The organism is Sphingobacterium daejeonense (assembly GCF_901472535.1).
Lineage (GTDB): Bacteria > Bacteroidota > Bacteroidia > Sphingobacteriales > Sphingobacteriaceae > Sphingobacterium > Sphingobacterium daejeonense.
Genome location: NZ_LR590470.1, coordinates 4087662 through 4109298 on the forward strand (window position 1 = coordinate 4087662; position 21637 = coordinate 4109298).

General features: G+C 35.6%; 21 protein-coding genes, 3 pseudogenes and 1 riboswitch. Of the genes and pseudogenes, 15 read left to right on the top strand and 9 right to left on the bottom strand.

The window, feature by feature from the left end:
• Positions 1–173 precede the first annotated feature (173 nt).
• The 3 genes and pseudogenes from FGL31_RS19565 to FGL31_RS30445 all read left to right on the top strand — a co-directional run bounded on the left by FGL31_RS19565 (position 174) and on the right by FGL31_RS30445 (position 2473).
• Entirely contained in the window at positions 174–1514 is a 1341-nt protein-coding gene (locus FGL31_RS19565; RefSeq protein ID WP_232046995.1) for a SulP family inorganic anion transporter, read from the top strand.
• A gap of 49 nt (positions 1515–1563) precedes the next feature.
• A complete protein-coding gene (locus FGL31_RS26790) occupies positions 1564–1752 on the top strand; it encodes a hypothetical protein (RefSeq protein WP_232046996.1) in 189 nt (62 codons plus the stop codon).
• A gap of 72 nt (positions 1753–1824) precedes the next feature.
• Positions 1825–2473: pseudogene (locus tag FGL31_RS30445) on the top strand (carbonic anhydrase).
• A gap of 81 nt (positions 2474–2554) precedes the next feature.
• Here FGL31_RS30445 and FGL31_RS19575 read toward each other — a convergent pair.
• Together FGL31_RS19575 and FGL31_RS19580 are read right to left on the bottom strand one after the other, a co-directional pair.
• Positions 2555–3154, bottom strand: a complete 600-nt coding sequence (locus FGL31_RS19575; RefSeq protein ID WP_138093874.1) for a hypothetical protein — start codon at positions 3152–3154, stop codon at positions 2555–2557.
• On the bottom strand, positions 3147–3641 hold the full coding sequence (locus tag FGL31_RS19580) for a hypothetical protein (RefSeq protein WP_138093876.1): 495 nt from the start codon (positions 3639–3641) through the stop codon (positions 3147–3149). The genes FGL31_RS19575 and FGL31_RS19580 overlap by 8 nt, the downstream gene beginning before the upstream one ends.
• 235 nt (positions 3642–3876) lie before the next feature.
• Here FGL31_RS19580 and FGL31_RS19585 point away from each other — a divergent pair, with 235 nt between their 5' ends.
• Entirely contained in the window at positions 3877–5550 is a 1674-nt protein-coding gene (locus FGL31_RS19585; protein ID WP_138093878.1) for a glutamine--tRNA ligase/YqeY domain fusion protein, read from the top strand.
• A 35-nt stretch (positions 5551–5585) separates the two neighbouring features.
• Here FGL31_RS19585 and FGL31_RS19590 read toward each other — a convergent pair whose 3' ends face one another.
• The 6 genes and pseudogenes from FGL31_RS19590 to FGL31_RS19615 form a co-directional block, all read right to left on the bottom strand.
• Positions 5586–6020, bottom strand: coding sequence for a tetratricopeptide repeat protein (locus tag FGL31_RS19590; protein WP_138093880.1), 435 nt, complete (start codon positions 6018–6020; stop codon positions 5586–5588).
• Between the two features lies 1 nt (position 6021).
• On the bottom strand, positions 6022–8052 hold the full coding sequence (locus FGL31_RS19595) for a protein O-mannosyl-transferase family (protein WP_512745635.1): 2031 nt from the start codon (positions 8050–8052) through the stop codon (positions 6022–6024).
• Positions 8026–8597 (bottom strand): annotated as a pseudogene (locus FGL31_RS30590) (glycosyltransferase family 117 protein); the annotation flags it as partial. The pseudogene FGL31_RS30590 and the gene FGL31_RS19595, both read right to left, overlap by 27 nt.
• Positions 8598–8739: 142 nt before the next feature.
• Positions 8740–9695: pseudogene (locus tag FGL31_RS19605) on the bottom strand (methylenetetrahydrofolate reductase).
• 47 nt (positions 9696–9742) lie between these two features.
• Positions 9743–9842, bottom strand: a riboswitch (SAM riboswitch).
• A gap of 81 nt (positions 9843–9923) precedes the next feature.
• Positions 9924–10448, bottom strand: a complete 525-nt coding sequence (gene rimM, locus FGL31_RS19610) for a ribosome maturation factor RimM (RefSeq protein ID WP_138093886.1) — start codon at positions 10446–10448, stop codon at positions 9924–9926.
• 142 nt (positions 10449–10590) lie between these two features.
• On the bottom strand, positions 10591–11127 hold the full coding sequence (locus tag FGL31_RS19615) for a 30S ribosomal protein S16 (RefSeq protein ID WP_099370591.1): 537 nt from the start codon (positions 11125–11127) through the stop codon (positions 10591–10593).
• Positions 11128–11394: 267 nt separating this feature from the next.
• Between FGL31_RS19615 and FGL31_RS19620 the strand changes: the two genes are divergently transcribed.
• The 11 genes from FGL31_RS19620 (at position 11395) to FGL31_RS28425 (ending at position 21116) form a co-directional block, all read left to right on the top strand.
• Positions 11395–14055, top strand: a complete 2661-nt coding sequence (locus tag FGL31_RS19620; RefSeq protein ID WP_197734327.1) for a UvrD-helicase domain-containing protein — start codon at positions 11395–11397, stop codon at positions 14053–14055.
• Between the two features lie 20 nt (positions 14056–14075).
• Positions 14076–14753: a Dna2/Cas4 domain-containing protein gene (locus FGL31_RS19625; protein WP_138093890.1), complete on the top strand. Its 678-nt coding sequence runs from the start codon at positions 14076–14078 to the stop codon at positions 14751–14753.
• Positions 14754–14762: 9 nt separating this feature from the next.
• On the top strand, positions 14763–15365 hold the full coding sequence (locus FGL31_RS19630) for a hypothetical protein (protein WP_138093892.1): 603 nt from the start codon (positions 14763–14765) through the stop codon (positions 15363–15365).
• Positions 15275–17482: a PD-(D/E)XK nuclease family protein gene (locus FGL31_RS19635; RefSeq protein WP_138093894.1), complete on the top strand. Its 2208-nt coding sequence runs from the start codon at positions 15275–15277 to the stop codon at positions 17480–17482. The genes FGL31_RS19630 and FGL31_RS19635 overlap by 91 nt, the downstream gene beginning before the upstream one ends.
• Positions 17483–17492: 10 nt before the next feature.
• Entirely contained in the window at positions 17493–17663 is a 171-nt protein-coding gene (locus FGL31_RS22800) for a hypothetical protein (protein WP_171017730.1), read from the top strand.
• A gap of 22 nt (positions 17664–17685) precedes the next feature.
• A complete protein-coding gene (locus FGL31_RS30090) occupies positions 17686–17919 on the top strand; it encodes a helix-turn-helix domain-containing protein (protein ID WP_138093896.1) in 234 nt (77 codons plus the stop codon).
• The gene (locus FGL31_RS19645; RefSeq protein WP_232046997.1) at positions 17807–18586 is read left to right on the top strand and encodes a LysR substrate-binding domain-containing protein; all 780 of its coding nucleotides are present in this window, start codon (positions 17807–17809) and stop codon (positions 18584–18586) included. The genes FGL31_RS30090 and FGL31_RS19645 overlap by 113 nt, the downstream gene beginning before the upstream one ends.
• 72 nt (positions 18587–18658) lie before the next feature.
• Positions 18659–19702, top strand: a complete 1044-nt coding sequence (locus tag FGL31_RS19650) for a c-type cytochrome (RefSeq protein ID WP_138093900.1) — start codon at positions 18659–18661, stop codon at positions 19700–19702.
• A 62-nt stretch (positions 19703–19764) separates the two neighbouring features.
• Positions 19765–20178 carry a DsrE family protein gene (locus FGL31_RS19655; RefSeq protein ID WP_232046998.1) on the top strand — a complete coding sequence of 138 codons (414 nt, stop codon included), beginning with the start codon at positions 19765–19767 and terminating at the stop codon, positions 20176–20178.
• Positions 20179–20200: 22 nt separating this feature from the next.
• Positions 20201–20965, top strand: a complete 765-nt coding sequence (locus tag FGL31_RS28420) for a molybdate ABC transporter substrate-binding protein (protein WP_262709189.1) — start codon at positions 20201–20203, stop codon at positions 20963–20965.
• On the top strand, positions 20952–21116 hold the full coding sequence (locus FGL31_RS28425; RefSeq protein WP_262709190.1) for a molybdate ABC transporter substrate-binding protein: 165 nt from the start codon (positions 20952–20954) through the stop codon (positions 21114–21116). Before FGL31_RS28420 ends, FGL31_RS28425 begins: the two co-directional genes overlap by 14 nt.
• A gap of 59 nt (positions 21117–21175) precedes the next feature.
• On the opposite strand, the gene FGL31_RS26795 is transcribed toward FGL31_RS28425, so the two are convergent.
• Complete coding sequence (locus tag FGL31_RS26795; RefSeq protein WP_232046999.1) at positions 21176–21451, bottom strand: cupin-like domain-containing protein; 276 nt, start codon at positions 21449–21451, stop codon at positions 21176–21178.
• Positions 21452–21637 lie beyond the last annotated feature (186 nt).

Sequence of the window (21637 nt, forward strand, 5' to 3'; positions counted from 1 at the left end):
CCTGAAAAACGAAAAGAGTATTTGTGCCTACCATTCTTCCGTTCCCACCCCACCTCCAAACTGTTAATTCGACTTTCGAGGAATAATTATGTTCTGACGTCATTATTGATGTCTTAATGGGCATATCGAATCATTTTATCATTTGTTGAATTAAAAATTTAAAACGTAAGTTTATGTTTGGTACACGTACGTCCGCTTTTTTGAAATTATCAAAAAGGGACTTAAAATATGATTTCCCTTCTAGTATTGTAGTATTCTTAGTGGCATTGCCATTATGTTTGGGGATTGCAATGGCGTCGGGAGCGCCTTTGTTTGCAGGTATTTTAACTGGTATAATTGGTGGTATTGTAGTTGCCTCAATTTCAGGTTCTCCATTATCAGTTAGTGGTCCTGCTGCAGGATTGACTGTTATTGTCTTAGGGGCAATTGAGAAGTTAGGAGCATATGAGACCTTTATTTTGGCTGTTCTCATTGCTGGAGCGATCCAATTGATTTTAGGAATTATCAAAGCCGGTATGATTGGGAATTACTTTCCATCTGCTGTTATTTTGGGTATGCTTGCTGCGATTGGTATTACGATTATCTTAAAGCAAATTCCATTAGCTTTCGGTTTATCAGAAACTAATGCATTTGATTTTGAGAATGGAGGAATTGCTGCATTTACGAATACCGTTCTTTCCAGTGTAAATTGGGGAGCCACTATTATATGTTTCTTATCCTTGGCGATATTAATATTTTGGCCTAGCATCAAAAAATTAAATAAAGTTCCTGCACCACTGGTTGTTGTGTTATTAGGAGTTGGTTTAGGTTATGCATTTCAAGGAACGAACTTTGCATTAAGCGAGAGCCATTTTGTTAGCATTCCAGTTGTTTCCTCGATAGCTGAATTCCAGGGCTTGTTTATTTTTCCTGATTTCACGCAGATCTTCAATAAAGAGGTTTGGATTGTTGCTTTTACGATTGCTATTATTGCGAGTTTGGAGACTTTATTGAGTATTGAAGCGGTTGATAAGTTAGATCCATTAAAGCGTAACTCACCTACAAACCGTGAGCTTGTTGCTCAGGGTATTGGTAATATGACTAGTGGTTTCCTTGGAGGATTACCGATGACGTCCGTAATTGTTCGTTCATCGGCAAATGCCAATGCAGGTGGTCGCACAAGACAATCCGCTATACTTCATGGTATTTGGTTATTGGTAGCCTTATTAGCTATTCCTAGCATTATCAATTTGATTCCATTAGCAGGACTAGCGGCTATATTATTGCATACAGGATTTAAATTGGCAAAACCAGCTTTGTTCAAGCAAATGATGAAAAAAGGGTTGGATCAATTTATTCCATTTGTAGTAACAGTTGTTGCGGTAGTATTTACAGATTTGTTAACTGGTGTTGGTATTGGTATTTTGGTTGCTACTTTTTACATTTTGCGTGCTAATATGCACAATGCTTACCATCTTAACATTAAGACTACGGATCAATCTGAGAGCGAAACTGCGGTTTTTCACGTTAGCTGAGGAGGTTACCTTTTTAAACAAGGCCCCTATTCAACAGAAGTTATACAATTTGCCAAAAAGCGTTAAGTCTATTATTATTGATGGTCAAAAAAGCAAGTTTATTGACAAGGACGTAATTGATGTAATCAAGGATTTCGAGCAGAATGCGTTAAGCAAAGGTTTAGAAATCGAATTGAACGATGTTACTTATAAAAGAAAGAGCGTTCAAAAAAAACAAAAACTTAAAAAAGTAGTTTAAATATTTTAAAATAATTGCAGAAACTTGTATGGTCTTATTGACGGCCATACTTTAAAAAATAAATCACATATAATGGGAAATAAAGAATTAGAAACAGGATTTAATCAGATTTAGCTGGAAATAAGGATTGGATGAACTTTGTTGAGAAAGATACAAGTGGTAGATTTCAACAATTAGCAAAGGGTCAAAGTCCGGAGATTTTATGGATTGGATGTGCAGACAGCCGTGTTCCTGCGAACGAATTGACTGGTAAGAAGCCTGGTGAAGTTTTTGTTCATCGTAATATTGCAAACATGTGTGTTCACTCAGATATGAGCATGTTAGCTGTATTGGATTATGCTGTAAATGTATTAAAGGTAAAACATATCATTGTTGCTGGTCATTATGGTTGTGGTGGTGTTGCTGCATCCTTAAGTTCACAACAATATGGTATTATTGATAACTGGTTATGCCATATCAAAGACGTATTACCGTCTTCATGCCTCTGAGATTGACTCGATTCAAGATCCAGAGGAAAGAACTAATAAACTGGTTTGAACTGAACGTAAAAGAGCAGGTTTTCAATTTAACTTCTACTTCCATTGTTCAGAACGCTTGGAAAAATGGTGCTGATTTAGCTATTCACGGAATGGTTATCAATATTGGAACTGGAGAATTGATCAACCTTGACACTACCTTTACGAACAATGAAGGAATGGCAAAAGTATTCGCTTATAAATAAACTTATCCCATAGGATTATTTACCATAAACAAAAAGCCGTTCAATTAAATTTAGCGGCTTATTTGTTTTATAGATGAATCTTTATTTCACAAATGTACCATCCAGATTGATTGCTTTTGCGAATGCTGTGGAGAACAAATCCGTCATCACTGCAAACTGTTCGCGAGTAACTTTGCTTTCAGAATTATATTCACCTTCAAATTTGAATTTTGTATTCCAGTCTTTTTTTATCTGTCTATCGACCTCATCACCCTTAAAGGAAATAAATCTGATCAAGCTTATTAAATCTTTCCAAGTAAGGTCTTCATCACGATAATTATCTAAGAACCAAAGTTGGCTTCTTGTGTAAATATCATTAAGTACAGGTTTGATTTCTTCAAATCTTACTGCTGCATTTTTATCAAAAATATATTTATTGCCTTGTTCTTTACCTAAAAAGAAACCTGTGAGATAGCATTTGACGATTGCTTTAAAATGGCTGTCTTCGGCCCTTACATCTTGATAAGGGATTATTGCATTACTGAAGTTGATCAGTTCAGCCTGCAATTTTCTGACATCAATTTTGCTTGCATCAGTTTTAAAAAATGCAAGATATCCTGCTGTGACACCAAGAGCTTTTGAAAATGCGATTGTACCTGAGTCATTCTGTTTTTCATTCAGTAAATATTTTCCTCTACCCAATCCAAAAAAGATTATCTTTTTGAGCTTTTAAGATGTCCTCCAGGAAAACTACTTTATTTATGCTATCTGTTGTATTTAATGTAGCGACAGTGGTTCTGCTAAGTGGTAGAGTCATCTCTTTAGCGAGGGTAAATTCTTCTTTTATTGGAGTTTCAAAATCCAGCGTACCCATTTTCACTAAATCTGAATTTTCAGTTGCATCAATTATAGCTATAACGTTGAATTTTTGATTATCTGAGAGTGTAACCTGCCAGCCTCTTTTTGTTTTATCTAACTTCTTAATCGTTCTGTTTTCAATTTCAGTTAATAATGGATTTACCGCGTCATTAACTTTATTGAAGCCAACTGTTCCTAATTCAAGTGCATCTATTGAGTCTGGGTCTTTGTTAAGGGAATCAGGTTTATGGTTATTTTTTAATGATTCAGCCCATTTATTTAAGTTAAATTGTGAATTGATGGGTTCATTATATACCGATACTGTTGGCACATTGGATTGTGTTGCTTGCACTGCTGCGGTCCAAGCGACGGCATTTGAGCCATATATTAGCAATCTTGGTTTTTTCCTTTTTTTGTGCCAGAGCACCTAATGGAATTAACATGCAAAGGAGCATAAAGGCTCTCAAATTCATAGTTCTCTAATTTTATATCGAAAATAAGCAAATTCAGGCATTTATCGTTCATGCACTTATTCATAATATCGATGAAATAGCTAACTTTGCTACATGTTAGAAGAAGAAAAATCATTGAATTTTATTGAAGAGATTATCGAAGAGGATCTTCGAGAGGGGAAGCATGATGGGCGTGTCCTCACCCGTTTCCCACCTGAGCCGAATGGCTATCTTCATATTGGGCATGCAAAGTCAATCTGTCTAAATTTTTCTTTAGCACAGCGTTATAATGGCAAGACTAATTTACGTTTTGACGACACCAACCCCGTAACTGAGGATGTTGAGTACGTAGATAGCATCAAGAAAGATATTCAATGGTTAGGATTCCAATGGGCTGATGAGCTTTATACTTCCGACTATTTTGACACTTTGTATGCTTTTGCTGTTGAACTGATTAAGAAGGACCTAGCATATGTTGATGACAGTAACTCGGAGGAAATTGCTGCTTCGAAGGGGAGTCCAACAGTACCTGGAGTACCTACAGTATATCGCAGCCGTAGTATCGAAGAGAACTTGAGACTATTCGAAGAAATGCGTGATGGAAAATATAAGGATGGCGAGAAAGTATTACGAGCTAAAATTGATCTTGCGAGTCCTAATATGCATATGCGCGATCCTATTTTATACCGTATCAAGCATGCACACCATCACCGTACGGGTGATAAGTGGTGTATATATCCTATGTATGATTTTGCACATGGCCAATCAGACTCCATTGAAAAAATCACACATTCAGTTTGTACATTGGAATTCATTCCACACAGGCCATTATATGATTGGTTAATTGATAGATTGGAGATTTTCCCATCCAAACAATATGAATTTGCGAGATTGAATCTTTCCTATACGGTTATGAGTAAGCGCAAGTTACTACAATTGGTAAATGAGAAGTTTGTTGAGAGCTGGGATGATCCACGTATGCCTACTATTTCAGGTTTGCGCAGAAGGGGTTATACTCCTGAAAGCATTCGTAATTTCTGTGAGCGCATTGGGATTCAGAAGCGTGAAAACATGATTGATGTTAGTTTATTGGAGTTCTGCATCCGTGAGGACCTCAATAAGACTGCATGGCGTAGGATGGCTGTATTGGATCCTATCAAATTAATTATCAATAATTATCCGGACGGGAAAGTTGAAGAACTAAACGGTGAGAACAATCCTGAAGTTGAGGGAGGTGAAGGTAGCAGAGTGATTCCATTTTCGAAAGAATTATGGATTGAGCGTGATGATTTCATGGAAGATGCGCCTAAGAAATTCTTCCGTTTAGGACCAGGTCTTTCTGTTCGTTTAAAACATGGATATATTGTTACGTGTACAGATTTCAAAAAGGATGAAAATGGAAATGTAACTGAGGTTTACTGTGACTATGTTCCAAATTCAAAATCTGGGGAGGATACATCTGGAATGAAAGTTAAGGGAACTATCCATTGGGTTTCCGTTCCTCATGCTAAAGAGGTTGAGGTTCGTTTATATGACCGTTTGTTCCAAGATGAAAATCCAGCTGCTGCTGAAGATTTCAAATCATCTATCAATCCAAACAGTTTGCACATTATCGAGAAAGCATATGCTGAACCTGATCTAGCAAATGCTGAAGTTGGAAAAGGGTATCAGTTTATTAGACTTGGATACTTTACGCTAGATGACAAACATTCAAATAACGAAAAGTTAGTTTTCAATAGAACAGTTACCTTAAAGGACTCTTGGGCAAAAGAGGCTAAAAAGGGATAAGAAAAAAAACGAAAAGGAGGCAATCGCCTCCTTTTTTACATCCAAACTTCTTTATATTTTTTATCTAGCATTGTTGCTTCTGCTAATAAATTAGCGTCACCCAATTCTTTTAAGGAAGGGATATACCTTTCTAATGACGCTATTCCCAATTCAACGGAAATTTGATCAAACCCCATTTTTGATTTTTTTGCAATTTCATATTGAAAGTCCAAATTTTCATTGATTGCTTTCAATTGTTTACTTGCCAATGATTTAGCTTTTTCTACCTCCTTAACTTTGACAAGAGTATCCAACAATACCGAATTTGAATATACTTGTCTCATACTTTTGACCACTTTGGGTTGGAAGTCGTAGGCTTGTAAGGCCAAATCCTTTGCTTTGTCAAATTTACCTTGCATCATTAAGGTTTGCATTCCATCCACGTATACATTTGGATATATCCAACCTTCATAATGAAAATTGGAATCCACATCAAAAATATTCTAAATGATCTATTGAACTCCAATTAAATTTATTTATTGCATTTTCGTGAATCTTGTCTGAGTTTACTAATGTAGATCTATCTGAAGCTTGTCCCATATCTATTGGCATTAATTTTTTCACCAAGCCTTCAGAGGCTAAATACTTGTCCATTCCCATCGATGTTGCCGATGCGGAAGATGAAATAAAATAAATTGGTCTTTCCCAATTATTGTTCGTTAAAATCGACATTAAACTTAAATCCGCTCTAGAAACATAATTATTTTTTAATTCCCATTGCATATATTCTGGAATAAATTGTTGCCATTCTTTCGGAACATTGGCGTTCTCTATTACCTGGTTTTTATTGATTTTCAACTGAAGTCTGCGGTTAGGCATTACGTTTACAAACTCTCCCCTACTAGTTTCCAACATGTCTTTTTTATTGTCAGACAGCATAACTTCTAATAGTTTGTCAACATCTGAATATCCTTCAATTCCAAAGTCCATTACCTGTATTCCATCCCTTATTCCTTTTTTCACTTTATCATGGCTAAAGCCAATAGGCAATGCTTCTGAATTGTTGATATCCTCCATTGCTTGTTTAACATACCAATCTGACTGGAGGTATCCATAGTTCAATACTCGAACATCAGTACGTATTCCTTCGACTTCCTGCAGATACCATAAAGGAAAGGTATCGTTATCTCCGTAAGTAATTACGATTGCATTTGGTTCACAAGAATTTAAAGTATTTAATGCTACTTCTCTGGTCATATTTCTTTCGGAGCGGTCATGGTCATCCCAATTCTCCTTTACCAATAAAATTGGACCTGCTAGCATACATATTGTAGCTGTAGAATATGTCAATGTATTGATTGAAATTCGCTGAGCCTTTGTTTTTAAATAATCCATAATTCCTAAAACTCCCAACCCAATCCAAATTGCAAACACATAAAATGATCCTGCATAGGAATAATCACGTTCTCTAGGCTGTAAAGGTGATTGATTTAAATAAATAACTATGGCCAAACCGGTGAAAAAGAACATCAGGGCAACAATTGCTGTATCTTTCTTATTTTTCTTTAATTGCCAAAGTGCACCTATAATCCCTAATATTAATGGCAGGAAAAAATAGGTGTTTCTACTAGGGTCATTTTTCATGTGTTCCGGTGCAGCATTTATTCCAGGAAGCCGAATTTCATCTAAAAAATTTAATCCTGAGATCCAATTTCCGGATGTAATTTCACCTTGTCCAGGGGTATCATTTTGGCGACCGACGAAATTCCACATAAAATATCGAGAATACATATGTCCAATTTGATAATTGAAGAAGAACTTCAAGTTATCTGTAAAGGTTGGAGTTTCTCCCTCTGATAAATTTAAATATTGCTTATAAAAATCAGCATGTTTACTACTATATAATCGCGGAAAAACAACTTGTTTATCATATTCATACCCCTTTACATAATCAATCTCAGCATATTGCTTTTCATCTTTTCTATATGTTTTGCCTTCATTTACATCAATAATATTTGAATTAAATGTTGGTCCTTTAAATAATGGTTCGGATATATATTGTTCTCTACTTAAATAGCTTAAAAATGAAAAAGCATTATCCGGCTGATAATTGTTTAATGCAATATTTGTTTGTGCTCTAATTAAAACCATACTAAAAGAAGTAAATCCAAAGCATAGCAAACAGATTCCTAGAATTATTAAATTCAATAATGGTTTGTTTGTCTTAATAGAGTATATGATGCCATAAACTGCACAAGCTATGATTAACAAAATAAAAAATGCTATACCTGTTCCGAACGGCATGCCTAACGTATTCACGAAAAACACATCAAAATTTGATGCTATTCGTACTGAATACTGAATAACTCCCCATAAAATAAATGCTAACGCAAGGACGCCCCAACCAAATGATATCACTGCTCCTTTCCAGTTAACATGTTTTGCTTTTCTAAAATAGATCATCAATGCTAAGGCGGGGATTGTTAAAAGGTTTAATAAATGGACACCAATTGATAATCCCATGACAAAAGCGATCAATAAAAGCCATTTATTGGAGTCAGGGTTATCTGCTCTTCGCTCCCATTTTAGTGCTAACCAGAATACAATCGCTGTACAGAGTGAAGACATAGCATAAACCTCCGACTCAACTGCCGAATACCAAATGAATCCGTAAAGCTATAGGCTAATGCACCCACTATACCTGCTGAAAATATTTGGATGTATTGGATTGATGAACCTTCTTTATTTCCCAAAACAATTTTTCTAGCCAAGGCTGTAATAGTCCAAAAAAGAAAAACAATGGTCAGAGCAGAACAAATTGATGATCCAATATTCATCCATAGAGCGATATTGGAATTATTTCCGAGAGCAAAATTTGAGAATATGTTTTGGATCATTAGAAATAATGGTGCACCAGGTTGGTGAACAACTTCTAGATTTTTACTTGCTGCAATAAATTCACCAGTATCCCACCAGCTCACTGATCTTTCTACAGTAAAAGAATATACTAGAAGGGCAATGAATCCACAAAGCCATCCAAGATAATTGTTGATTTTATTATAGTTCATAATACATGGTTAGATATCAAATAAATTTAAGAAAGTATATCTATAAGAATTTCACCTTAACAATATTTAACAGCGGTAAAAAAACAGGCGAATGATTTCTCATTCGCCTGTTTGTATATTATTTATAATAATGGATTGTATCCTATACTAATTTCTCTACGATTTTTTTGGTTGGCCCTGGGTTACTCATGGTGTAGAAATGCAGGACTGGAACTCCAAAATCAATTAATTCTTTACATTGTTGGACTAGCCATTCTTCTCCAACCTGTCTTACATCAGCATTTGTTTTGCAGGATTCGACTGCATCGCTTAAATCTTCGGGAATATCTAGGTGGAATATCCGCGGTAGTGTTATAAGTTGTTTTTTTGTTGTCAATGGTTTTAATCCGGGAATAATAGGTACATGTATATCATTCTCGCGGCATTTCGTTACGAACTCTTTATATTTTCTACGTTGAAAAACATCTGAGTTACGATAAACTCTGCTCCCATTTCTACTTTTTTCTTCAACCATTTAAAGTCAGTATTGAAGTTTGGGGATTCGAAGTGTTTTTCTGGGTAGCCAGCGACACCTATACAGAAGTTTGTTTTTTCGGAGCTTCCTATATCTTCGTGCAGATATGATCCTTCATTCATATCCACTACTTGTCTTAGGAGGTCTGTAGCATAAGCATGTCCTCCAGGTGTTGGGATAAAATCTGCATCACCTTTTCTGGCATCTCCTCTTAGTACCAATACGTTGTCAATACCTAAGAAATTCAGGTCAATGAGTGCATTTTCGGTTTCTTCTTTAGTGAAACCACCACAAATCAAATGAGGTACTGCATCGACTTTATATTTACTCATGATTGCGGCGCAGATTGCTACTGTTCCTGGACGTTTTCTATAGGATACCCTTTCCAACAATCCATTAGCGTGTTGTTTGTAGAGGTAATCTTCGCGATGGTAGGTCACGTCGATAAAGGGAGGTTTGAATTCCATAAGTTCGTCCATTGTTTGAAAGATACTTTGAATTCCCTGTCCTTTTGCAGGCGGTAACAGTTCAAAAGAATATAATGTCTTGCCTTTCGCGTTTTTGATATGATCTACGATTTTCATAAAAATATATTAAGGCTTAGAGAGAACACAGCGGATCCTGATTCTTTGGCTTATCTTTCCCTAATCGGGGTAGAATGTAGCACCTTGACTGGTGTCAGGTTGCTAAGGCTTCAGCGGGTCTATTCCCTCTGCCTTTCTCTATAAGCGAGGGCTAATATCGTTATTAGCAACTTAATCTCAAAATGTTATGCGAAAAAAGAAGGGAATTCATGTGAATTCCCTTCTTTTTTATTCCAAATACATGTCTATCAATCCTTCAGGTAACTTGAGGACGATTATTTTTTCTTCTGGATCTATACCTACAATAAAATCTTCATTTAGTGGGAACATGGCATCTCTACCATCAATGTCCACTGTTGCTATAAATTGTTGGGGCATTTCTTGTACATGGGTTATTTCTCCCAGTTCTCCTTCGCCTTCTTCGATTGCTATAAATCCGACTAAATCATGGTATGTAAAATCATCAGGATCACGTTCGGGCATTTTGTCATTTGGCAGATATACGCTTTTTCTTAATAGCGGTTGGGCTTTATCGATATGGTCAATATCTTCAAAATTGACATAGGCAGTGCTATTATTCTGTAGTTTAATTTTATCTACGAAGAAAGGGACTAATTTTTTATCTAATTCCAAAAACACCATTTCCAAATCCAAGTCCATATAATTATCGAACTCGAAGAACATTTGTACTTCTCCTTTCAACCCTCTGGTTTTGCTAATATATCCTATATAAAAACACTGATCCTTAGTCATACTTTAATATTAATTTGCAAAAATACGAATTATTAATAGGTAATATTTAATCTTCCTAATTTATCCTTTTTCTGGAGTTTGTATTTATAAAAAAAGCCGATCTAAGATTAGACCGGCATTTTCAAATACTTTAGAGTAAGGATTAACCTTCAGTTTCTTCAGTGTTTTCTGCAGCATCAGCAGCTTCTTCTGCTTCTTCTGTAGCTGTTTCTTCAGCAACAGGGGCATTTTTAGCAGCGATAGCGGCAGCTTTTTCTTCTTTTTTCTTAGCTTCAGCAGCTAGAGCAGCTTTTTTAGCATCATCTTTAGATTTTGCCAAGCCTGATTTTTTGCCTTCGATTTGTGCATCTTTTCCTTCAGTCCAAGCTGCGAAAAGCTCTTCAGCTTTAGCTTCATCAAAAGCACCTTTTTTCACACCACCTTGTAAGTGTTTTTTGTACAATACACCTTTGTAAGAAAGGATAGCGCGAACAGTGTCAGTAGGTTGAGCACCTTTGTTCATCCAGTCCAATGATTTCTCGAAATCCAAGATAATTGTTGCTGGGTTAGTGTTAGGGTTATAAGAACCTAAACGCTCAATGAACTTACCATCACGTGGTGAACGTGCGTCTGCTACTACTACATGGTAAAAAGGTTTTCCTTTTTTACCGTGTCTTTGCAATCTGATTTTAGTTGCCATGTTTTAATTTTATTTATGTATTCAACATATCCCCCGTGCTACATGCAGGAGGGGACGCAAAGATACAAAGTATTATTAATTAATGCAATAGTAGGGATATGAGATATGGGATATGGGATTTGCGATAGAAAACGAGACAAAAATCAGGATCGAAATAAGATAACTGAAATATTTATATCCTCGCTATCTTATCTCATATCTCACTTCTCATATCTCAAATCTAAATTAAATTGTCGATATTCAAGCTCTTCTAATTATTGTCGTTTTATGCAAAGAATTGCTCCATTAAAAATTGTAAAGGCCTCTGCTGGATCTGGTAAAACCTTCAGTTTAACGGTTCATTATTTGACTTTATTGTTATCTAAGGAAAGTAGTTATAGGGAAATTTTGGCAGTAACTTTTACAAACAAGGCTACTGCTGAGATGAAACACCGGATTATGACAGTTCTTCACGGCTTGGCGACTGGTGCTGATAGTGATGAAATTGAACAATATAGATCTCAATTACAACAGATGGGGTCATGGGATAGGGTTTCAATTCAAGAGAAAGCAAATAGGGTTTACCGCCGAATCCTTCATGACTACAGTCATTTTTCCGTAAGTACTATTGATGGATTCTCTCAAAAGGTAATTCGCAGTTTTACATATGAGCTGAATTTAGATTCCGGCTATGCCATAGAAATGAACACCAATAAAGTGAAAAGAGATTTAACGGTGATGTTAAATCAGTTATTGGATGAGCGACCAGAGCTGTTGGAATGGATCATCACCTATGCAGAGCAAAAAATCAGCAACAATGAAAATTGGAACTACCGTCAACAATTAATGGGTTTGGCTGGTTTAATCTTTTCGGAGAATTTTCAGGAGTTTGACAGCTTTATGATTTCTTCTGACACGAATAAGATTTTCAATCTTTTGAATAAAGAAATAGAGGATAAAACGAATTCATTTTTAGAAGCACTTTCCCAAAGTTTAGAAACATATAAATCTGTTTATCAAAGTTTAGGGGTTGATGAAACAGAGATGAAAGGAAAATCCAGAAATAAGTTTGTATCATCTAGCAAGTTGAATATCGATGTTCGAAAAATATCGATTTCTGATATACAGAGTAAGGTTTTCGACAAGTTTTCTGAATTGGTTGATAATGAAGATGCCTTCACAGATTCCAATAAAGTCGTTCGTTATGAATATATGTCAGGTATAAAACCGACATTGGATGCCATATTAACCCTTCAACAACATTTTGCCAGCTATATTGGTTACCAGTCGGTGCATACGAATCTGTATTTTTTGAGATTACTTAAGGAGATGAGTGATTTGTTGAGTTTATGGAGGAAGGAAAATTCTGCTCAATTGATATCGGATGCACAAATTTTATTGAATAAACTGGGTTTGGATGAGCATGCTGATCCAACTTTTATCTGGGAAAAGATAGGAAATAGGTATAATTATTTTTTATTTGACGAGTTTCAGGATACCTCCAGAATTCAATGGAAAAACTACAGTCCGTTACTATTAAATGCCCTTTCTGTAGCTACGGGAAAAATAAGCGAACATTTGGTTGTTGGAGATGTAAAGCAGAGCATTTACCGTTGGAGAAATGGAGATTGGCGTATTCTCTTGCAGCAAATCGACCAACAGGTTTCAAACCATTTCCATTTAACAGAGCATAATGTCGTTGATTTTATTGAGAACGGCACATTAGACACCAACTATAGGAGTCTTCCAAATATAATCAAGCTTAACAATTATTTGTTTGATAAGATACCCAAAATGATGCAGGCGGTTCTTAATGAAAAGGTAGCGGAAGGGTTATCCGAGGAAGGTTTGGTATGGTGGAATTCATTAGGAAATAACAATCTATTGATTAAAGCTTATGAAAATAGCGAGCAGTTGATTCCTATATCCAAAACAGACCCTGAAAAACCTCAGGGCAGTATCGAAATCAATTTTTTGCCAGTTACAAGTGGTCGTTCAAGAAATAACCAAGTCATTGAGGAATCTGTTAGGGACCTATGTACAAAAATTGGAGATTGGATTTCAAGTGGGAAATACAAACCTTCAGATATAGGGATTTTGGTTCGCAGTAATGCTCAAGCGAAACTTATTATCCAGGAACTGATGCGTTATAAAAATGAGGCAGGTCTCAGTTTTGAGGTTATATCAGGTGATGCGTTGAGCCTTATTTCCAATAATGCGATTAATCTTATTCTTGAGACTTTAAGATCTTTGGTTTTTCAGTCGGACAAGCATGTTATCCATCATGCTAACATGGCTTACCTATATCAATTATCTCATGGAAGATCGAAATTTGAACACAGCAATTGGTTAAAATTTAAAGGGAATAATCTACAGGACCTTTCTGAAGTACTTCCCATTGAATTGATTGAATCTTGGTCAGCATTGCAAAAAATGCCTTTGGTCCATTTGGTTGAAAAATTGATTGAATTATATCATCTTGGGGATGAAGGAAGTATCCACCTTCCATATTTATTGGCCTTCAAAGATTTAGTTACAGCTTTTTCTACTTTAGGTGAAAGAGGTATTATTCAATTTTTGGAATATTGGGATGAGGATGGTGAAAGAGCAGTTTTACCTTCAAATGGCAAGATAAACGCCATTGAGGTTACGACGATTCACAAATCAAAGGGATTAGCTTATGAGGTCGTAATGATTCCTTTTTCTTCTTGGAAGCTTGATGGATTAACCAACGGTGATTTTTGGATCGATGTATTGGAAAGCCCATTTTCAGATCTTGGAAAAATACCTGTCAAATACACTCAATCTCTAGGAAGGTCTATTTTTTATAAGCAATATTATGAGGAGATGCTATTCAATTATATGGATGCATTAAACACCTTCTATGTAGCAACAACTAGGGCAAAGAGCCACTTATATATTACTGCTCCCAATTTAAAGATGAGGTAGATAAAAAGACTGGAGAAATTTTGGGTTCAGAAATTAGGAATGAATTTATAAGTGACATATTAATTCAAGTATTATCCGAACCTGGATCAGTATTCCGTTTAGATAACAATTCATTAAATATTCTTGACGATAACATTAAGAAAGAAGAACATATCAAAACGGATAATACTTCCAAGATAGAGCTTAAAAATTATCCGCAATCTTTGGCTTTAGAAACAGCTTTAGAAAAATCCACCAAGCGTAATATAAACAACATATTGATGTTGGAAAAGGCTGCACAATATGGTGTCTTAGCACATGAGATAGTTTCCTTAGTTGAGAATGAAGATGAGATTTTATTTTATGTCAATCAATTTATAGAAGAAGGAATCTTAGGATTAGATGAAAAGGATTCTCTCTTAGGGGAGATTAAACAAATTTGGCATCATCCGCTCATCCATGGATGGCTTACTGGAGATTATAAGGTTTGGAATGAATCCAGTATTATTTTGGAAGACGGTAGTACTCAAAGACCGGACAAAGTTTTTACGAATGATAAGGAGACCATCGTCCTTGACTTCAAATTTACGCAGGGCGATTATATTAATCACAAAACGCAGGTAGGAAGGTATATGAACGCATTAAAAAATGTTGGTTATCATAACATTAAGGGATATCTATATTATGCTAAATCCAAGGAATTGGTTGAGGTGAAATAAAAATAAATCATGGAGAAAGCATTTTTAAGACTAGTAGCGGAAGACATTCAAGCGAAATTTGGCAAGGATATTTCAGATAATGCCATTGTATTCAATAATAAAAGGCCTATTACCTACCTTAAGAAACACCTTGTTGATGTTTTTGGTCAGGCTATCTGGTCGCCACAATTTTTTACGATTCAAGAATTTTTTGCTTTATCTTCCAAGAAGGTTCAAGCAACTCAATTGACTCAGTTTTTTTATCTTTTTGAATTGCACAATAATCTTTTGGAAAAGGAAGGAAAAGAGCCAGAGACTTTGGAGGAATTCTATCCTATTGCCGAGATTATATTGAGTGATTTTGGTCAATTGGATTATGATTTGGTTCCTATTGATCAAATTTACATGGAATTATTCGATACTACCGAAATCGATATTACATTCCAACATTTTACAGAAGAGCAACAGGTTTTCATTAAGCAGTTTTGGAAATCCTTCAGTATGAAAGGACATACTGCTGTTCAACAAAGATTTTTGGCATTGTGGAAGAGATTACCGATTCTTTACAAATCGTTCAAGGAGAAGCTAAAACTGAAAATCAAACTAATTTCCCGACCTTATATAGAGATTTAGCAGAGGGAAGAGGAGAAAACCAAGGATTTATAAACCAATTTAAGAAGGTCATTTTTGTTGGGTTCAATGCATTAAACAAAGCAGAAGCAGGACTTTTTAAGCAATGGCAAGAGGAAGATAAGGCGATATTTTATTTCGATGTCGATGCTCATTATTTAGATGATAAAATTCAAGAAGCTGGTCTTTTTCTTCGTCGGAATTTATTTCAAACTGGCTTGGTAAATGCATTGGGTGAGGCCCCAAACATCATAGGCAATAGGGATATCGATGTTAATCTATACCAAACCTCGGGCAAGAATAGTGAGGCTAAACTGCTGCATGATATACTTTTAAATACTGGTGGGATAGACTTTAATAATGAAACTGCTGCCATTTTACTTGCAGATGAAAGTTTGTTAGTTCCATTGCTCCAGAGTTTACCACAAATGGATATTAATATCACTACTGGATATCCTTTGATCCAATCTCCGATATATGGATTATTTGACCTTTGGTGTGAAGTTCAACTCTATATTTCACATCAAAAGAAAGAAAAACTCCCCTATCAGTTGTTGGAAACTTTTTTAAGTCATCCGCTGACAAAGATTTCAAAAAAACAGAAACAGCAAATTCAAAAGGAATCCTCCGAGAAACAATTGTTTGAAGTTTCCATTGCGGAAATTGATGTTAGTAGTTCTGTTTTACCTAATTTTTTCAAGCCTATAAAAAACTCTGCGGAACTAATTCCTACGATGGTCAGAATGATTGAGGATTTAGTGCAAAGCATATCTCTTGAAGGTACGACAAAAGTCATCGAGTCTAATTTATTGATTGAAACTAAGAAAGTGTTGAACCAATTACATTTAGGTTTTGACAAACTTGGTCATCTTAGTATTTCTTTCCAAATAGGTTTGATCAAAAAAGCTTTAGCTCCTATCAATTCTGCCATTGAGGGAGATCAATTATATGGTTTGCAAATTATGGGTCTATTAGAGAGTAGATGTTTAAATTTCGATCATGTTTATGTTTTAGGAGCGAATGAGGGAATATTGCCTAAGACATCTAGCGCAGCAACATTTTTGCCCAACAATTTGCGTAAGGCATATGGCCTTCCAGTTTTGGAAAATCAAGATGCACTTTCTGCATATTTATTTTATAGGCATTTTCAATATTCTAATGATATTCACTTATTTTATAATGGTATTGTAGACGAAAATAGCACAGGTGAAGAGAGTCGATTTATCAAGCAATTGAACTTTGAAACTAATTTTAAGTTCATAAAAAGATCACAGCAACAACCATTATTATTTCCTGTTCAGCCGGAAGAATTAGTCATTGACAAAAAAGGAGATATTTGGGATAAGTTATATGGCTCATATATAAAGGACAGGAAAGCCTTATCAGCATCCGCCTTTACGACATATTTGATGTCACCACTACAGTTTTTTCTAAAGTATGTAGCAGATATAAAAGAACCGCCATCAATTTCCCAAGAGTTTGAGATGAACAAATTAGGGACAGTAATCCATGAATGTATGGAGCAATTATTATCTCCCTACAAGGGTTCTACTGATTTTACCCCTACCTCAGAACTTGAAAAAGCACTTGAAAAAGTTGATTCTACAGTCATAAAAGAAATCGGGAAACAATATCAAACAGAACTAACCAAACTGGAAGATTTGAATAGTTTGCAAAGAATCATGCATAAGATATCATCTGAATACATCAAGATGTATCTACAATATGATATTGACCAGTATGAATCTTTTAGGATAGTGGAATTAGAGAACGACCAGGATTATTTTTTGGATTTTGAGATAAACATACAGGGTGTTCCCCAAAAAATAAGACTCTTCGGTATTATCGACAGAGTTGATGAAGTAATCAGCAAAAATGGACAACGGAAATTACGGATCGTAGATTATAAAACCGGAGCGGACCAAGTAATTTTTGGGAATTTGGACAAGGTCTTTTCAGATAATACGGAAAATAAAGCTCTCTTACAAACCTTATTCTATGCGTATGTGTATGAGCAAGTTTCGGGATTAAGAGGTTTGGAACCTCATTTATATGTTGCACGACGTATGCGAGAGGATGGAACTTTATTCAGGAATAGAAGTGGTAGTTTTAGTATTTGAAGACTTAATATTGGAAGATCAAAAAAAGGTTTTCGTTGAATTCTTGAGGGAAAAGCTTGAAGAACTATTCAATCCAGATATTCCATTTAAACATAATCCTGATGCTATTGTTTATCCATCAGATCCATACACTTTATTTTACAAGTATAGTATTTCCGAGAAAGCCGAGGAAGAAGATTAATACCTGAACCAGGGTCACACTTATGTTAGAAATAAATTTTAGGATAAAAGTATTTTATCATGCTGCTAGGGATTTAAGTTTTACAAAAGCATCAAGAGAACTTAATATTAGCCAGCCTGCTGTTTCCAAGCATATCCAAGAGTTTGGAACATACGATTGGTCAGGCTTTATTTATAAGAAACGGCAGCAGATTGGTTTTGACGGAAGCTGGTTCTACTCTTTTGGAATCCGTGCAGGTCATTATTCAAGAATATGAATTAGCAGATTATAAATTAGGTTTGCTCAACAATCAAGTTCGAGGCAATTTAATCATTGGTGCAAGCACGACCATTGCCCAATATATTCTACCTAAAATTATTGCAGAGTTTTCAAGTGAGAATCCTTCGGTAAACATCAAATTATTTACGGGAAATACGGCACAGGTTGTCCGATGGTTATATGAAAGAAAAATAGGTTTAGGTTTTGTTGAGGGCATTGCAGAGGATCAATCTCTTAAGTACAGCAAGATCTTAGATGATCAGTTAATTTGGGTTGCGAGAAATTCTCATCCTTTATTTGATCAAGAACCAATCAGTCTTGAATATGCCAAGCAACAGGAATTCATCTTTAGGGAGCCTGGGTCAGGAACGAATGATATTGTCTTTCAAAAATTCAAAGAAAATGGTCTTCATGCGAATGATTTGATAAATCGAGTTCAAATGTCTAGTTCAGAATCCATCAAGCAATATATTAGATACAGTAATAGCATTGGCATTCTTTCCCGATATGCGGTTAAAAACGAGTTGGAAAATGGAATTTTAAGGCAAATTGAGATCGAGGGGAAAGAAATTAATCGGGAACTTTATTTAGTTCATCTACACGGAGAGCTTTCGGGTCTTCCCAAACAGTTTATCCGCTTTCTAAATCAAACACTTAAGTCATAGCATAACTTTAGGTTATAGCCTATAACATTTTACCGTTTTAGCAAGTGCATAGACAGGCTTATGTTTGTCTATATGAAAAACAATTTAAACCAATCACAAAATCTTTTTAAGGAGGTAAATAAAATAGCCCAACAGACAAGAATTGTTGCTGGACTATTTATTTTCATAGTTCTTGTTGTAGTTTTTCAAGCATTGGGTTTTAATACTCAGATCTTGCAATCCCCAGCAGTGAGTCAAGAAACAGAGAAGATTGTTTCTCATAATTCCTTGCGCGACATTAAGGATTTTAAAGTTTCTCCTTATCCAGAAACGGAAGAAGGGAAGATTGCTGCATATGGTGAAAAATTAATCAAGGAGACCCAAAAATATCTTGGTCCCAACAATAAGTTTGGAGAGGTTTATTCAGGTAATAATCTGGCATGTACTAGTTGTCATCTTAATGGTGGCACAAAGGCATACGCTGCTCCTTATATAGGTTTGAGTGCACTTTTCCCAATTTATAGTGGACGTGAGGGGAAAGTCGCTACTCTTGAGGAGCGGATTAATGGTTGTTTTGAAAGGAGTATGAACGGCAAGAAACTTCCCGTGGAAAGTGATGAGATGATTGCCATCGTGAGTTATATCAAACATCTAAGCAAAGACGTTATGGTTGGTTCACGTATTGAAGGGCAGGGATTTGTAAAAATTGATGTACCCAATAGAAAGGCAGATTTGACTCATGGCGAAACTGTTTTCAAATCACAATGTGTGAGTTGTCATCAATCTGATGGGCAAGGCTTGGTCAAAAAATCGGGTTCGATGGAAGAGGGATACATCTATCCGCCTTTATGGGGCAATGATTCTTTTAATGATGGTGCTGGTATGGGTAGAATGTTGACTGCTGCTAAGTTTATCAAAGGTAATATGCCATTAGGTGCTACCTCAGAATCTCCGATTCTTACAGATGAAGAAGCTTATGATGTCGCTGCTTATATTAATTCATTTGAAAGGCCTTCAAAACTTGCCAAGGAAAAAGACTATCCAGATTTGAGCAAGAAACCTAAAGATAGTCCCTATCCCCCATTTGCTGACAATAAACCTCAAGAACAACATAAATACGGACCTTTTAATTTTTAAGAATATGAAACAGATTATTATTTTATGCAGTATTATTTTTATGTGCACAACGCAGCTTTCACATGCACAATCCATTGACAAAAAACTTTTGGAAAACGCTAAGTTTTCGGGTGCCGACACTCCATAACCAACATTACAAAGCAATCTACCAACTGGACAGCAACAATCCTGATGTTGTAAAAAAAGCATTCCGTAACATAAAAAATGTTCTCAATGACCCACGTTTGAAAGGTAAAATTGATTTAGAGCTAATCACGTTTTCTGGGGGAACAGAAGTGATGCTAAAGGATTCAGGATATGCTGATGCCCTAAAAGAACTTATTGACAAAGGTGTAATTGTTGCGCAGTGCAGCAATTCACTCCAGGAAAGGAGCTTAAAAAAAGATCAATTATATGATTTCATAGGCTATGTTCCAAGCGGAAATGGAGAGTTGGTAATCAGAGCATCCGAAGGATGGGTAATTGTAAAACCATAGATTATAATATAAAGACATTGATATGAATTTAAAACGATTGATAGTATTTGCTGTTATTTTGATTATGAACAAAGCTTATTCCCAAGACAACTATAAATATGATCCTCCATGGAACACAGCTCCGGAATCCTCTGTAAATTTCACTGTTCACAGAATTGATAATGTTCCCGATTTATTTGGTGATATTGTCGATCCGCAATTAGTTATATTTTTCGCGGGGAATCAATTTATGGTGATGGATGATTTAATTGAAGCCTTCAAGAAGAAACATCCAAAATATGAACGGATTTTTGTTGAGACTCTTCCACCGGGAATACTTGCCAAACAAATTGAGGGTGGCTCCATTACTATTGGTAATATGAGGATTACTCATCAGCCAGATGTATATGCCGCTGGAAAGAATAGGATTGACAGTATGAAAAATCATTTTTCAAGAACAGAGATTTATGCTTACAATAAATTGGCAATCATGGTTCCAAAAGGCAATCCCAAATCAGTTAATTCCATTCAAGACCTTGCAAAGGAAGATATAAGAATAGCGATGCCCAATCCTGCCTGGGAAGGTATCGGTCGGCAAATAGTTTCTGTCTACAACAAATTGGGCGGCGAAAACCTGGAGAATACTATTATGAAAGATAAGGTTGGGAAGGGCACTACATATTTGACCAAAATACATCATCGGGAAAGTCCGATGAAGATTTTGTATAAAGAGGTAGATGCTGCTCCGGTTTGGTATTCCGAAGTTGTCTATCAGAAGTTATTAAATCACCCGGTTGAACTGGGTTGAAATCCCTGCGGAGGAAAACATAAAGGCTACCTATATGATTGCTGAGATGAAAAATGCACCTCGCGCACAAGCTGGAAAGGATTTTGTAGATTTTATGAAATCGGATGTTGCTAAAAACATCTATAAGAAATATGGATTTGAAACACCATAGTTTGTTTAATCGAAAAGGGTTCCAAATAATTTTGGAACCCTTTCTATTAATATAAAAAACTATCTTTTGTATTTCTTGATTGCTTTATTTGCTCTCTTTTTGGCAGTATTAATTTTATAATCAAACCATTTATCTTTGAAGATTTTTCTCATGGTATCATCAAAGTGTCGAGTAACAAATAGGTTTCTTGCTCCTTTTAATTTTTCGCTGATAGAGTTTGCTAATGCACGGACAGAAATTGAATATCCTTCAGTTTCATATTGTATATAGTGCCACCAACCAGCCGGCATATACAGTGTTTCTCCAGCGTTTATAACAGCTTCGTATCCATCCAAAAATTCCAATCCTGGGTAATCTTCTACTTTACTTATTTTTCAGATTTGCTATACTATGAAAGTTGTACGGCAGTTTATACATTAGATCAGATTGGTTATTTGGGAACAACCAAAATACGTTTTTGCGCCTTGAAATTGAGAGATAAAAACATGTGACATGTCAATATCAAAATGATTTCTTGTTGC